This is a genomic window from Loktanella sp. PT4BL (genome assembly GCF_003201935.1).
Classification (GTDB): domain Bacteria; phylum Pseudomonadota; class Alphaproteobacteria; order Rhodobacterales; family Rhodobacteraceae; genus Yoonia.
In genome coordinates this window covers 232,432-246,913 of record NZ_QJJL01000002.1, presented here as the reverse complement: position 1 = coordinate 246,913, position 14,482 = coordinate 232,432, and the positions used below count along the sequence as shown (strand labels likewise).

Sequence of the window (14,482 nt, the reverse complement as noted above, 5' to 3'; positions counted from 1 at the left end):
TATTTATGGGCCAGTAATAGACCCTAGGTTTCGCCGGGCCGTTTAATCTGCGTTGTCAGCCACAGGGCGATTGAGGCCAGCACCAATGAACCGATCGCGGCGGGCAGGGGTGTGCCGTCAAAAAGCAGTGCGATGGGAACTGCGATGAGCACGCCGCCCACCGTGGCTACCGATGTGAGCACTGAGGCGGCAAGCCCCGCCATATGTCCCATTTCTTCCATGCCGAGCGCGTTGAGGTTGCCGATACTCAGGCCAGCCTGAAAGAAGTTCGACAGCACCCAAACCACGTAGACCGGAAAGGCGATTTTGTCCGGTGTCCCGGCCAAAAGCACAGCAATCAGCAGAAGCGTCATGAAAATTTGTGCAGTGTACATCGCCTTGATGATCGCCCGCATCCCCAGCCTGACAACAAGGCGCGCGTTCAGAAAGCCTGATGAGGAAGCCACCACCGCGATGCCGCCGAACCACAGGTGAAAGTTGTCGCCTTGCCCGTAAGTTAGATCAAAGATCGGCTGCGTCGAGGACAGGATACTGTAGAGCATCGCGAATGTGAACGTCTGGATCAGGATTGAAAGGCGCGCAGTTGGGTGGGTGAACATCTCGATCAGGGCGCGCCAGAGCGCACTGACGCTCAGCGGGCGGCGGTTTTCAGGGCTAAGGGTTTCCGGTTGGCGGATCAGCAACCAGGTGGTCGTGATGAATGAAAACAGGATGCAGGCCACAAAGATCGCGTGCCAATCGAAGGCTGCAACAATGTAATGCCCCATTGTGGGTGCGATGGCAGGGACCAGCGTGAAGATGATCATGACGAATGACAGGATACGCGCCATTTGCGGGCCTGCGTAAAGATCGCGGATCAGGGCCATGGCCACTACCCGCGGCCCGGCGGCACCCAGCCCTTGCAGGACACGGGCCGCCAGCATCACCTCAAGCGTCTGGGCCTGCCATGCGGCGGCACTGCCGAGCATATAGACGATTGTGCCCCCGATCATCACGGGCTTGCGGCCGAAGGCATCGGACAGGGGGCCGGTAAAGAAAGTGCCCACGCCCAACCCCAGAATAAAGCTCGTGACGATGAGCTGCGCGCGGTTGAAGTCATCCGGTGAAAGCGCCGCCGCCATTTCCGGCAGCGCTGGCAGCATCGCATCAATCGAGAACGCGACTGTCGCCGAGACCATCGCCATCAACGCGATGAACTCGCCTTGTGGCAGTGCGCGGGCTTTGGGTGGCTGGCTCATTCGTCGGCAGCGATCTGTTCCATGATGTCCTTGATGACATTCACCCAGATTTCGGGCGGCTGCGCGCCGGGCACCGCGTGCTGATGTGCGACAATAAAGGTCGGCACCGAGTTCACACCCATCTCGCGGCTGTGCTTGTCACGGGCACGGATGTCGGCGGTGTCGGCATCAGAGCTGAGCAGTTTTGTCACCATAGCCGCGTCCATTTCGGCAGTGTCGGCAATATCGGCCAGCACTTCATGATCGCTGATATCGCGGCCATCGACGAAATAGGCTTTGAAAAGCAGGTCCACGACAAAGGACTGGCGCTGTTCGATACCGGCCCAATGGATCAGGCGGTGGGCGTCGATCGTATTCGGTGTGCGTTGGATGGCTTCAAAGTTGATATGCGCGCCGGATTTTTCGGCATGTGCAACGACGGGCGCATAGGCTTTCACAGCGCCTTCCTTGCCGCCGAATTTGCCTTCCAGATAGGCGCGGCGGTCCATGCCTTCTGACGGCATGTCGGGGTTGAGCTGGAAGGGGTGCCATTCGATGGTGAAGGGATGGTCAGGGAATTGCACCAGTGCCTTATCCAAGTTCGTTTTGCCGATATAGCACCAGGGGCAGATCGGATCGGATATGATATCAAGCTTGACCATAGGTGGTCTCCCATTCGTCGCGCAGCACGCGGCGCAAAAGTTTGTTGTTGGCCCCGCGGGGAAGTCTGTCTCGGGCGATCAACAGGCGGGGCATCTTGTAAGTGGCAAGACGCGCGGCTGCGAAATCGCGGAGTTCCTCTTCCTCTATCACGTCTGTTGCCACGTAAAACCCCGCAATGACATGAACCCCTGTGCGCAGTTGCACAGCACAGGCTGCGGCTTCGGTAACAAGCGGATGCGCTGTCAGCGCCTCTTCCACTTCAATCGGACTGACGCGGTGTCCGCCTGCGTTCATCATATCATCAGCGCGGCCTGCATAAGTGATGGCACCGTTTTCGTCCATCGTGGCCAGATCGCCCGTCAGGAACCAGTCGCCCTGAAAGCGTGCGGCGGTGTCATCGGGGCGGTCAAGGTATCCAAGCATCAGGCCGGGGTCATCCTTGTGGACCGCGATTGTACCGATTGTGCCACGCGGGACCGGCCCGTCAGGGCCAATCAGCGCGACGGTGCGCCCCTGTTGGACAAATCCCGACGTGTGATCCGGTGCCTGATTGGCAGGTGAGGATGAAATGAAAGTCGAGCATTCGGACATGCCGAACGCCTCATAGACCGGCTTGCCCGTTGCTTCGTGCCATGCGTCTCTGACGGGCTGTGCCATTTTTTCGCCAGCGGAGAGGCCGTGGCGCAAATATGGCAGCGCCGGTATGGCCGCGCGCAAGAGCCTGCGGTAGATGCCCGGCGCTGCTGCGAAAATCGTGGCCTTGTGGGCCTGCATAAGCGTGGGCAACTGGGCTGGTGTGATATCCTGTGCAGGAATCAGTGCCGTCGCGCCGGTCGCCCAAGGATCCAGCAATCCGGTGCCCAAAGTATAGGTCCAGTTAAAAGCGCCCGCATGCAGCATACGGTCATCTTCGCGCAGCCCGTACCAGCCGTCCCACATCATCTGGCGCGCCCAGATCGCACGGTGTGCGTGCACCACAGGTGTTGGCCTCCCGCCCGTGCCTGAGGTGTAGATGATAAATGCAGGGCGCGCAGGGTCGCCCATGGCATAGTCGGCTGCGGGAAGGTCGCGGAAGGCGCGCAAGAGGGCCATGTCCGCCTTGTTGATACTGCGTAAGGCAAGGGCAGGGCGGATTGTGTCAACGACCTCTCGGTACTCGATTTCTGTCAGCGCGCTGGAGAGTGACACAGGCACAATTCCGGCAGCAATCGCACCGAGAAAAGCAATCGGAAATTCGGGCGTGTTCCCGAGTTGCAGAATGATCTTTTCGTCAGGACGGACGTGCTGCAAAAGGCCCGTTGCGGTGCCAAGGATCGCCTGTTTGAGGGTCCGATAGTCAAACCGTTCACCATTGCCTGCTGCATCCATGATGCACAGGGCGGTCTTGTCACCCAGACGATCCGCATGGCCCAGCACATGGGCGGCCATGTTGAACCGGCGCGGGGCGGGGGGATACCTATCTGATTGCACAAGCGACAGCATGTCTCACCGCTACCCACACCTCGGTGCTGTTGCAAGATGCATGCGGTCTGCTTAATAGGAAGCGCATGACAGACAACGGGCCCAAAGATATGATCCGCGTCGCGCGGGAAAGCGGCGAAGCAAGCGTCGCACAACCGCTTGACCTTGGCGCGCGTGTGCGTGAACTGCGCAAGGCCCGCGACTGGACGCTGGAACAGGCGGCACAGCAGGCGGGGCTTGCACGCTCGACCCTGTCCAAGATCGAAAACGGCCAGATGTCACCCACCTATGACGCGCTGAAAAAACTGGCCGTCGGGCTTGAGATTTCGGTGCCACAGCTCTTCACACCGCCCTCCAAGGGGCAGGTCAACGGGCGTATGGCGGTCACACGCAACGGCGAGGAAACCGCAAAGGTCACAACGACCTATGAACACGCGATGCTGGCCGAGGCGCTGACGACCAAGAAGATGCTGCCCTACCGTGCCCGTATCCGTGCGCGCAAGATCGAGGATTTTGACGGCTGGGTACGCCATGACGGCGAAGAGTTTCTCTATGTGCTCACCGGCCACATCCGGCTCTACACCGAGTTTTACGAACCAATCGAGCTAAAACGCGGCGACAGCGCCTATTACGATGCGGCCATGGGGCACAACGTGATTTCAATCAGTGCCGAGGATGCAACGATCCTCTGGGTCACTTCCCTCAGCTAGCGCCGTTATTATTGGCCCGGAAATATCCCCGCCGGAGGCCTGAGAGTCGCGCGCAGCGCGCAGGTCTCCGGCAGTTATCGCGTTGCTATTCTTCGTACCACCAGACATCGGGCTGCCAGCCCGGCCAGTCGCCAAAGATCGGCAGTTCTTCGGGGAATTTCAGTTCTTTGGCATGGGCAAGACGGCTGATATTCCACTGATAAATCGGGATCACATAGCGGCCAGCGGTCAAGGTCCGGTCGAGTGCTTTGACGGCTGCAACAAAATCATCCTGACTTTCCGAGGTCAGCAAACGGCCGATCAGCGCATCCACCGCAGGGGATTTGACACCCATCAGGTTGCTGCCACCGGGCGTGTCGGCGGCCTCTGAGCCGTAATAGACATATTGTTCGTTGCCGGGCGACAGCGACACACCGCGCCGGTAGTAGGTCATGTCAAAATCAAAGGCATCGGTGCGTTCGGCAAATTGTGCGCTATCCACCACTGCAACGGTGGGAGAAACTCCGATCCGTGCGAGCGATTCCGTATACATGTCGATGATCGCCTGATTTTCCGAACCACCCTGCGGGAGCAGGATTTCAAAGGTAAAAGGCTCACCTGCGGCATTGGCCATCACGCCGTTCTGCACCGTCCAGCCTGCGGCTTCCATCTGCGCAAGGGCCGCAGCGGTGCCTGCACGGTTGCGCTCGGATCCATCGCTGACGGGCAGGGCATAACCCTCAAGCGTGCCGGGCGTCAGATCGGCGGCGAATGGTGCCAGAAATTCCGCAACGCGCCCTTCTGCGGGGCCATGTGACATGCCCAGGGGCGAGTTGGACCAATAGGAGGTGATGCGCGGCTGGGCCGATCCTGTCATCGCCTCGTTGATGAACTCAAAGTTGAAGGCATGGATCATCGCATCGCGCACACGCCAATCGGCAAACTGGTCGCGGCGGGTGTTCATGACAAACCCTGTCATCCCCGATGGGCGTTCATGCGGCAGAATTGACAAAACCACATCACCGTCCTGCACGGCGGGGAAATTGTACTGGCTTTCCCAACGGGCCACGTTGAATTCGCGGTTGGAATTCACCTCGCCCACCTTGAAAGCCTCGAACGCGGCGGTTTCATCGCCGAAAAACTCCAGCCGGACCTCATCAATGTTGTTGGTGCCCACACGGAACGGCACATCCGCACCCCAGTAATCGGGATTGCGGCGCAGCGAGACGAAACGACCCGGATCATAATCGGCAATCACATAGGGGGCGGATGTGATCGGCACGACCTCGGTTGTGCTTTCGGCAAAGTCGATGCCGTCCCACTGCGCCTTTTTCAGGATCGGGCGCAGGCCTGCCAGCAAGGCCAATTCGCGGTCTTCTTCGGTGAAGGTAAACCGCACGGACCGTTCGCCGGTTTGTTCCATACTGGCGACCTTTGCCCAGAAACCCAGATAGCGGGGGTGGCCGACGGTGCCCAAGGTTTCATAGGACCACATCACGTCTTCGATGGTCACGGGGCTCCCGTCCGAGAATTCCGCCCCTTCGCGCAGGGTGAATTCCACCCATTCGCGGTTCGGTCCTGTCTCGACCGATTCGGCCAGAACGCCGTAAAGCGAGAAGGGTTCGTCCAAAGAGCGGCCCATAAAGCTCTCGCCCAAGAAGAACCGCAATTGCCATGGAGTCGAGCCTTTGCGGATAAACGGGTTGAGGCTGTCAAAGCTGCCGACCTCTGCCGTAACGATCTGCCCGCCTTTGGGCGCATCGGGGTTGGCGTAGGGGAGGGACACAAAATCCGGTGGTAGGGCAGGATCGCCATACATAGCTATGCCATGGCGGGGTTCGGCAAAGGCTGATTGCCCTGCCAGTCCCAGCACCAATGCGATGGCGGTGCTGCGGATCGCGCTGCGCGAAAGTCGTCTCATTTTGGTGCTCCCTGCGGCCTCATTTGCTCTTATCACCGGATCGTAGAGAGGGTTACCAACCTTTTCAAACTTTTAGCTTGGAGGCGGGCAAGGGATTGCTTATAAAGAGGGCACTGCTCGATAGGTTTCTTGCCTGTATGAAACCTGCCTCAATAACTTTACGCCCGCCTTGTGCGGGCGTTTTTTTTATGGCTCACGCAACCGTATCGTGGCTTTCGCAGTTGCAGCATATAAGGTGAGTCGCAACGCAGCAGAATCGGAGCCAAACTATGTCCCTGACAGGAAAAACCGCCGTTATTACCGGATCGAACTCGGGCATCGGCCTTGGAATCGCGCGCGAATTGGCCAAGGCGGGGGCGAATGTCGTCTTGAACTCTTTCACCGACACGGAAGAGGATCACGCGCTTGCCGCTGAAATCGCGGATGTGACAGGGGTTGAGGCCAAATATGTGCAGGCCGATATGTCCAAAGGCGAGGATTGCCGCCGCCTGATCGTGGCGGCTGGCGGATGCGATATTCTGGTCAATAATGCCGGTATCCAGCACGTTGCACCGGTGCAGGATTTTCCCACTGCCAAATGGGATGCGATTATTGCGATCAACCTGACATCGGCATTCCACACGACCGCTGCCGCCGTAACGGGGATGCGCGAACGCGGCTATGGCCGGATCATCAACATCGCCTCGGCGCATGGTTTGACGGCGTCACCCTATAAATCCGCCTATGTCGCCGCAAAGCACGGCATCGTAGGGTTCACCAAGACCATCGGTCTGGAAACAGCGCGCGATCCGATCACCTGCAACGCGATCTGTCCGGGCTATGTGCTGACACCGCTTGTCGAGGCACAGATCCCCGACACGATGAAGGAATACAACATGTCCCGCGAGGACGTGATCAAGAACGTCATGCTGGAACGTCAGCCCTCCAAGGAATTCGCGACCACCGAACAGTTGGGCGGCACAGCGGTTTTCTTGTGCTCGGATGCGGCAGCACAGATCACCGGCACCACCATCAGCGTGGATGGCGGCTGGACGGCCCTGTGAAGCGGATCAATCTGGCACTCCAGGGCGGGGGCGCGCATGGCGCCTTCACCTGGGGTGTTCTCAACCGGTTGTTGCAGGACGAAGATATCGAAATTGCCGCCATTTCCGGCACATCGGCCGGGGCGCTGAATGCAGCGGCGCTCAAATCCGGCTGGGTCGAGAACGGGCGTGCGGGCGCGTTGGAGAACCTTGATTGGCTTTGGAAACAGATCGGCGCGGTCACTGATCCGCAATTTACCCCGTGGATCGGGGCTGCATCGCCTACGGCCGAACTCTGGGCCAAGGCACTGAAGTATTCGCCTGCCTATACGGCTTTTGACATGACCACGCGGATGTTTTCACCTTATGTCTACGGCCCCGCCATGCAGAACCCTCTGGCCAAGATCGTGAAGAAATTCCACTACGATGCGGTCTGCGCCGGCACCGGCCCCGCATTGCACATCTGTGCCACGAACGTGCGCTCGGGCAAGATCCGCGTGTTCACAGGTGACGAAATCATGCCCGAAGTCATCATGGCCTCTGCCTGTTTGCCCAGCCTGTTTCAGGCCGTGGAATTCGAGGACCCGCAGACCGGCACGGTCGAGGCGTTCTGGGATGGTGGCTATACAGGCAATCCCGCGCTTTTTCCATTGTTTGCCAGTGACTTGCCGGACGATATTCTGATTGTGAATATCAATCCGCTCTACCGAGAAGAGCTGCCGATGGACAGCCAGTCCATCGAAAACCGCGTCAATGAAATCAGCTTCAACAGCTCATTATTGCGGGAATTGCGCGCCATTGATTTCGTCAAACGCCTGCTGGCCGACGGGTCGATCAAACGCGGGACAATGAAGGACGTGCTGGTGCATATGATCGCGGATGACGCGCTGATGAACGGGCTGAATGTCGCCACCAAAACCATCCCGACACCCGTGATCCTAGCGCGCCTGAAAGAAGCGGGCGAAGCGGCGGCGGATGCATTCCTTGCGCAGCACAAGCAGGACATCGGCAAACGCAGTTCGGTCAATCTGACCGAGATGTTCAACTGAGAAGTTTGACTGCCAGCGCCCACATCACGACCCCGATCAGGATATCAAGTATCCGCCATGCCCTTGCGGATTGCATGACAGGGGCCAGTAGGCGCGCGCCATAACCAAGGCTGAAGAAGAAAACGAACGACGAAGTGACCGCCCCGATCCCGAAAGCTGTCTTTTCGATCGGATCAATAAACTGCGTGGATATCGCACCCACAAGACCAAGCGTATCAAGATAGACATGCGGGTTCAGCCACGTAAAGGCAGCACCAGTTGCCAGTGTGGCCCAAAGACCTGCGCTTTTGCCGGCCAGTTGCAACGTATATGCGCCTTGCCACGCCGCCCACAGGCGCAACGCTCCGTAAACCGCAAGAAACGCGGCACCGCCCCAGGCCATGATCTGTGGCAGCATCGGATAAAGCGTGACGATATACCCGAAACCAAGCACACCTGCCGTGATCAGGATCGCATCAGAGGCCGCGCAAAGCAGGCAAAGCCAGAAGACATGCGCCCGCAACAGGCCCTGCCGCAAGACAAAGGCGTTTTGTGCCCCGATCGCAAGGATCAAGGCAAATGCCGTCGCAAAACCGGTCAGCGCAGCCGCGATCATGTGTTACGCAGCTGGGTTCGTGACGGGCAGAGCGGTTTTGTCGTTTGGATAAACAAGTCCAGCCGAAATCACGAGCTTGGCTGCGTCCTCGACCGTCATGTCCAGCTCCTTGATGTCGCGTTTGGGCAGGAACAGCAGGAACCCTGAAGTGGGGTTCGGTGTGGTCGGCAGGAAGACCGTGACGAACGGCTCACCATCATTCAGTTTGGTATCAATCTCGCCCTTGGCATTGATCGAGATAAAGGCAATCGCCCAGATGCCCTTGCGCGGATATTCGACGAGACAGGCCTTGTCGAATGATGTCTCGCGCTGCGAAAAGACCGTTTCCGCAATCTGTTTGACCGCGTTGTAGATGGACCGGACAACCGGCATCCGGTCGACAAAGCGTTCCCCGATACCAAGAAACGAACGCCCGATCAGCCCCTTGCCGACCCAACCGACGATGATGGTAAAGATCAGGAAGATCACAACGCCAACACCGCGGACGTTGACCTCGATCTGGTCTTCGCCTTCCAGCCCCAAGAGGCCATTCAAAAGCGCGGTGGGCTGATAGGCTTGCGGGATAAAGGGCCAGACCCAGCTATCGACCCAGCCGACAGCCGTCCAGATCAGCCAGATGGTCAACCCGATAGGGGCCACAATGATCAGACCCGCCAGAAAATTACTGCGCAATCTGGCAATGATGCCCGGCTTGTGGCGCCGCTTGTCGTCTGATTGTGGGTCGATCATTTTGATGGTCTCGGACTCTCTTGCCGAACACTTAGGTGTTGCGCGGCCTTGCAGCAAGCAGTCATCGGACCGTGCTGGCGCTATTTCGTCATTGCGATGGCAATTTGTGCAGCTAACCGCGCATTGTTCCGCACAAGTGCAATATTTGCAGTCAACGAACGGCCTTCGGTCAATTCAAAGATACGTCCCAGCAGGAAGGGTGTGACGGCTTTGGCGGTGATCCCTCGTGCCTCGGCCTCTTGCAGGGCCTGCGTGATGATCGGATGCAGCACCTCGGCGGGAATTTCATCTGCTTTCGGGATCGGATTGGCCACCAGCTGTCCACCCTGCAGGCCCATTGCGGTGCGGGTTTGCTGGGACGTGGCGATGTCTTCGGGCGTATCCATCCGCAAAGGGGCAGGCAGATCAGAGCTGGCAGACCAGAAAGCGGGCAAGCGGTCTTGCCCGTAGGCAATCACAGGAACACCCAGTGTTTCCAGCACTTCGAATGTTTTCGGCAGATCAAGAATGGCCTTGGCGCCCGCACCGACAACTGTGACAGGGGTTTGCGCCAATTCGTGCAGATCAGCAGAGATATCAAAACTCAGTTCCGCCCCGCGATGCACGCCGCCAATCCCGCCTGTCGCAAAGACATGGATACCTGCCAGATGTGCGGCAATCATGGTTGCGGCAACTGTCGTTGCTCCTGTCCCACCCGTTGCGATGCAGGCCGCCATGTCGGCACGCGACAGTTTGGCAACATCCCGGGCCTGCCCCAATGCTTCGAGCGTCTCGGGCTCCAGCCCTACGTGCAGCTTGCCGTCCAGCACGGCGATTGTCGCAGGTACCGCACCGGCGGCGCGCACGTCGTCTTCAACCAGCCGTGCGGTTTCCACATTTTGCGGGAAAGGCATACCGTGGGTGATGATGGTGCTTTCCAAGGCCACAATGGCTGTGCCGGCGGTGCGGGCCGCGGCGACTTCGGTGCTGTAGTGGATCGGGATCATAGGGGTGTTTCTCCGGAAACATAGGTGGCGGCGGCGTTCAAGGCGCGGGTGAGGGAGGCTGCACGGTCCATGCCTTGCGCCTCTGACGCGATATGCGCGGCCATAAAGGTATCGCCTGCGCCGGTCACGCGCGTGACCATGACGGCGGGCGGAGTTTGCGTGATGATATCGCCTGCGGTGCCTTCGGATGCGGACTTGCCACCATCGGTCACCAGAACACGGTGGGCGCCACGTTTGATCAAGGCTGCGGCGGCATCAGCGGATGTCTCGAATGCGGTCTGGCAGAGCAGCCCCGCCTCTTCAAGGTTCACATAAAGCGTCGCTGAGGGATGACCGACAAGCGCCAAAAGCCGCTCGGCCTTGCCGGGGGATGCAGGCGCGACACGCAAATCAGAGGCGGTAAAAAGCGGTGAGATTGCAATGATCTGCAACAACTCTTCGGTCAGGTTGCCATCAAGGGCAACAATCCCCGCGAAAGGGGTTTCAGCCGATCCCAAGCGGCCATCGGCCATCGGTCGCAGGATTTTTTCGCCAGCGGCTTCGAGCGAATGCGCGTCGGCAATGGCCGCGACCAGCCCGTTGGCCCCCTCGATTGCCATATAGACATCCGTGGGAAGATCTTCCGAGCGATACACATAATCGCAGATCATCCCCATGCGGTTCGCCTCGCCCATCAGTTCCTCGCCCTCCGCATCGCGGCCAACAGTGGTCAGCAGGGCGGGCGTCATATCAAAGCGGCGCAGGGTCATCGCGATATTCATGGCCACACCGCCGGGCAGGCGGGTGATCCGGCCCGGCACATCAGAGCCCACGCGCATGTGGCTGGCAGCGCGCCCGATCACGTCCCACAGGACGGACCCTATGCATAAAATATCAGATGTCTTGGTCATACCGGTCTTCTGACCGAGAGCCGCGCCCAGAGCAAGCCCTACTGCGGGACAGCAAACGTCAGGTTTGCCCAGAGCGTTTCCCAGACCGCACCGGATTGTTCCGCAAGGCGTTCACTGGGTGCGCGCAGCACAACTGCGTCAACCATGTAACTGTAGCCCGGGCGCACGGGGAAAGTGGCAATCCCGTTCTCATCGGTTTGGTAAAGCGAGATTGAAACCCGTGAATCAGCGGCTTTCTCAAAGACCTCTACCTGCGTGTTGGCGCGCAGATCATTGCGGTAATAGACCTGCACCTGAAATCCCTCGCTCAGATCATCTGTGTAAGGATTTGTCAGGGCCACGATCTCGGTCTCCAGTCCAACGCGGCGATCCGCACCTTCGCTATTGCCGACACCGAAAAGGGTCTTGGCATGACGGGAATAGACCTCCGTGAAATTCTCGAGCGGCAGGCCACGCGCCTCATGCTGGGACAGCACATCGCCAAAGTCCTTGTGATCCACGAAACGTTGGAACTTTTCCCAGTTCTCGTAATCCACCGTTGCATTGTTCGCCTGATAGGCCGCGATGTTCAGCCCCTCTGCCACAGGATCCTGCTGCAAGGCGGGAGTGTCACCGGTACGACCGGTCACGCGGGCCGAGCTGTCTGCGGCGAAAAGAACGAAATTCACAAAGCGCTGCGGAAGATAGGCCAGTTTAACGCCTGCAAACTCTTCCCCATTGACAATATTTGCCTCAAGACTACCGTCGGCCTCCACTTGATAGTCGGTTGGTTCAATCCAGAACTCGTGGGCCGCTGCAGGTACTGCAAACATGATGAAAGCGAAGGCAAGAATGCGCATGGATATTTCCCCTTTTACTCGCGTGAGGGTGGCCTTTCTGCGGTTGTTGTCAAGCGCTGTCCTCATTTGGTTCACGACACTGTCAACTGCGCAGGCCCATGAGGTGATCCCTGCGATCGCCGATATGCGCGCTGTCGATGGCGAGTTGCGTTTCGAAATCCGCGCGAACATCGAAAGCTTCATCGCCGGTGTAAACCTGTCCGAAACAGAGGACATAAATGAAAGCGACCGCGCCGAGATTTATGATAACTTGCGCGCGCTTCCGGCAGCCGAGCTTGCCGCGCAGTTCGAGGCCTTCTGGCCGCAGATGGCCCAAGGGATCACCCTGACGGCAGATGGCACGCCCTTGGTGCCGATCTTCGGATCAGTCGCGGTGGAACCGGTGGGCAATGTCGAGGTCGTGCGCTTTTCCGTCTTTGAATTCAGCGCCACCCTGCCGGAAGGGGCGGAAACCGTGCAAATGGGGTGGGCGCCCGAATTTGGCGTACTGGTTTTGCGCCAAATGGATGTGCCTCTGCCTTACGACGGCTATCTGGCCGGTGGTGCGCTGTCGGATCAGATCTCGCTTGCGGGTGGCGGACAGACAACATGGTGGGTCACCTTTGCCAATTATATCCCTGTCGGGTTCGACCATATCGTTCCCAAGGGTCTGGATCACATCCTTTTTGTATTGGGGCTGTTCTTTCTGGCGGCACGGTTCCGGCCGCTTTTGTTGCAGGTGTCGCTCTTTACGCTGGCACACACGATCACACTGGCGGCAGCAGCCCTTGGCTATACCGATTTTGTTGATGATTTCACCCAAGGTGCCTTTGGTATTGCCTTTATTGATATCGTCGAGCCGCTGATTGCGCTGTCTATCGCCTATGTCGCCATTGAGAACATATTCACCAAGGGCATCAGCCCATGGCGGCCTTTCGTGATCTTCATTTTCGGACTGTTGCACGGGCTTGGCTTTGCATCGGTGCTGGCGGAATTCGGTCTGCCGGAAGAAACCTTTGTTGCGGCCTTGATCGGCTTTAACGTGGGCGTCGAAGTGGGACAGCTTGCCGTCATCGCGGCGATGTTCTTTTTTGTCTGGCAGGCATTGCGCATTGATCGTGGCGCGAATGAAATCGGTCGCGGGTTGGCGCTTTACGGCTTCCTTGCCGTGATCGGCGTGGTCCTGATCGTCTTCGACAGTGCGCAGGTTCCTGCGGTGCTGGCATCTCCGCTTCTGATCCTCGATACGCCTGCGCTGCTTTTCGCTGTTACATTTGTCGCAATGGCGGTGCTTTGCAGTATCTCGATTGTGCTGCGTGACCGGATCGACGCCTACCGCCTTTTTGTGGCTGTTCCGGCCTCGGTCGTGATCGCCGCGATTGGCCTTTACTGGTTCATTGCGCGATCATACGGCACGCTCACGGGCATATAATGCGGGTCTGCATCGCATCTTGCCCTTAAAAACGCCCGCCGGAGGCATCCTAAGGCTTGCGCAGCGCATCTACCCCCGCTATAGCGCGCTCACTTAATCCCGCAGGCGGGGGCGGGTCCGATGGGGAGACATCCCAAAGGATCCACCGGTTGGCACAACGCTGATCCCCCGCTGAGGCTTGAAACCGGAAAAGGAAAACGACATGGCTCTTCCCGAGTTCTCCATGCGTCAGCTGCTTGAAGCAGGCGTACACTTTGGTCACCAGACCGCCCGCTGGAACCCCAAGATGGATCAGTACATCTACGGTTCGCGCAACGGCATCCACATTATGGACCTGACACAGACTGTTCCAATGCTGGACCAGGCGCTGCAAGTCATCCGTGACACTGTCGCCAAAGGCGGCCGCGTTCTGTTCGTCGGCACCAAGCGTCAGGCAGCAAAGCCGATCATGGAAGCCGCAGAGAAATCCGCACAGTTCTACATGAACCACCGCTGGTTGGGTGGCACGTTGACAAACTGGCAGACAGTTTCGCAGTCCATCAACCGTCTGAAAGCGATCGACGAAGCTTCCGCAAACGGCTTTGCCGGTCTGACCAAGAAAGAGCGTCTTGGCATGGAGCGTGAGCAGGGCAAACTGCAGGCGTCGCTGGGCGGTATCCGCGAAATGGGCGGCATTCCTGACCTGTTGTTCGTCATTGACGTGAACAAAGAAGATCTGGCCATCGCCGAAGCCAACAAGCTGGGCATCCCGGTTGTTGCTGTCGTTGACACCAACTGTTCGCCTGCTGGTGTTGACTACGTTATCCCCGGCAACGACGACGCGGCACGCGCCATCGCACTCTACACCGATCTGGCTGCTCGCGCGGCACTTGACGGTATGACCGCACAGATGGGCGCCGCAGGCGTTGATATGGGCGAGCTGGAAGAGCTGGTTGAGGAAGTGGTTGCTGAAGACGCAGCCGCCGAAGCCGCGACAGCCGAGTAAGCGTCATAAAACTGTAGGGCAGGGG

At 58.7% G+C, this 14,482-nt stretch carries 14 protein-coding genes; 5 read left to right on the top strand and 9 right to left on the bottom strand.

The annotated features are described in order from the left end of the window. Window positions 1-23: 23 nt before the first annotated feature. The 3 genes from C7964_RS06135 to C7964_RS06125 are packed head-to-tail and all read right to left on the bottom strand — an operon-like array spanning window position 24 to window position 3,362. Window positions 24-1,238, bottom strand: a complete 1,215-nt coding sequence (locus C7964_RS06135; protein ID WP_110278800.1) for a multidrug effflux MFS transporter — start codon at window positions 1,236-1,238, stop codon at window positions 24-26. Further along, the gene (locus C7964_RS06130) at window positions 1,235-1,879 is read right to left on the bottom strand and encodes a DsbA family oxidoreductase (RefSeq protein WP_110278799.1); all 645 of its coding nucleotides are present in this window, start codon (window positions 1,877-1,879) and stop codon (window positions 1,235-1,237) included. The genes C7964_RS06135 and C7964_RS06130 overlap by 4 nt, the downstream gene beginning before the upstream one ends. Further along, entirely contained in the window at window positions 1,866-3,362 is a 1,497-nt protein-coding gene (locus C7964_RS06125; RefSeq protein ID WP_110278798.1) for a class I adenylate-forming enzyme family protein, read from the bottom strand. Before C7964_RS06125 ends, C7964_RS06130 begins: the two co-directional genes overlap by 14 nt. A gap of 65 nt (window positions 3,363-3,427) precedes the next feature. Between C7964_RS06125 and C7964_RS06120 the strand changes: the two genes are divergently transcribed. Next, entirely contained in the window at window positions 3,428-4,051 is a 624-nt protein-coding gene (locus C7964_RS06120) for a helix-turn-helix domain-containing protein (RefSeq protein ID WP_110278797.1), read from the top strand. A gap of 85 nt (window positions 4,052-4,136) precedes the next feature. Here the strand turns inward: C7964_RS06120 and C7964_RS06115 are convergent, their stop codons facing one another. Continuing rightward, window positions 4,137-5,951, bottom strand: coding sequence for an extracellular solute-binding protein (locus C7964_RS06115; RefSeq protein WP_110278796.1), 1,815 nt, complete (start codon window positions 5,949-5,951; stop codon window positions 4,137-4,139). 269 nt (window positions 5,952-6,220) lie between these two features. Between C7964_RS06115 and C7964_RS06110 the strand changes: the two genes are divergently transcribed. Together C7964_RS06110 and C7964_RS06105 are read left to right on the top strand one after the other, a co-directional pair. Next, window positions 6,221-6,994 (top strand): 3-hydroxybutyrate dehydrogenase, encoded by a 774-nt coding sequence (locus C7964_RS06110; RefSeq protein WP_110278795.1) that lies wholly within the window; start codon window positions 6,221-6,223, stop codon window positions 6,992-6,994. Continuing rightward, the gene (locus C7964_RS06105) at window positions 6,991-8,022 is read left to right on the top strand and encodes a patatin-like phospholipase family protein (RefSeq protein ID WP_110278794.1); all 1,032 of its coding nucleotides are present in this window, start codon (window positions 6,991-6,993) and stop codon (window positions 8,020-8,022) included. The genes C7964_RS06110 and C7964_RS06105 overlap by 4 nt, the downstream gene beginning before the upstream one ends. Here C7964_RS06105 and C7964_RS06100 read toward each other — a convergent pair. From C7964_RS06100 to C7964_RS06080, 5 genes are all read right to left on the bottom strand, one after another. Next, window positions 8,015-8,617 (bottom strand): LysE/ArgO family amino acid transporter, encoded by a 603-nt coding sequence (locus C7964_RS06100; protein WP_110278793.1) that lies wholly within the window; start codon window positions 8,615-8,617, stop codon window positions 8,015-8,017. The genes C7964_RS06105 and C7964_RS06100 overlap by 8 nt on opposite strands. Before the next feature lie 3 nt (window positions 8,618-8,620). After that, the gene (locus tag C7964_RS06095; protein ID WP_110278792.1) at window positions 8,621-9,346 is read right to left on the bottom strand and encodes a DUF502 domain-containing protein; all 726 of its coding nucleotides are present in this window, start codon (window positions 9,344-9,346) and stop codon (window positions 8,621-8,623) included. A gap of 80 nt (window positions 9,347-9,426) precedes the next feature. Then, window positions 9,427-10,332, bottom strand: a complete 906-nt coding sequence (locus C7964_RS06090) for a pseudouridine-5'-phosphate glycosidase (protein WP_110278791.1) — start codon at window positions 10,330-10,332, stop codon at window positions 9,427-9,429. Then, complete coding sequence (locus C7964_RS06085) at window positions 10,329-11,222, bottom strand: PfkB family carbohydrate kinase (protein WP_110278790.1); 894 nt, start codon at window positions 11,220-11,222, stop codon at window positions 10,329-10,331. The genes C7964_RS06090 and C7964_RS06085 overlap by 4 nt, the downstream gene beginning before the upstream one ends. A gap of 38 nt (window positions 11,223-11,260) precedes the next feature. Continuing rightward, complete coding sequence (locus C7964_RS06080; protein ID WP_286163802.1) at window positions 11,261-12,061, bottom strand: DUF4198 domain-containing protein; 801 nt, start codon at window positions 12,059-12,061, stop codon at window positions 11,261-11,263. Between C7964_RS06080 and C7964_RS06075 the strand changes: the two genes are divergently transcribed. After that, on the top strand, window positions 12,060-13,472 hold the full coding sequence (locus C7964_RS06075) for a HupE/UreJ family protein (RefSeq protein ID WP_286163801.1): 1,413 nt from the start codon (window positions 12,060-12,062) through the stop codon (window positions 13,470-13,472). The two genes, C7964_RS06080 and C7964_RS06075, sit on opposite strands and share 2 nt — an antisense overlap. Before the next feature lie 202 nt (window positions 13,473-13,674). After that, window positions 13,675-14,457 (top strand): 30S ribosomal protein S2, encoded by a 783-nt coding sequence (gene rpsB, locus C7964_RS06070; RefSeq protein ID WP_110278789.1) that lies wholly within the window; start codon window positions 13,675-13,677, stop codon window positions 14,455-14,457. Window positions 14,458-14,482: the final 25 nt, after the last annotated feature.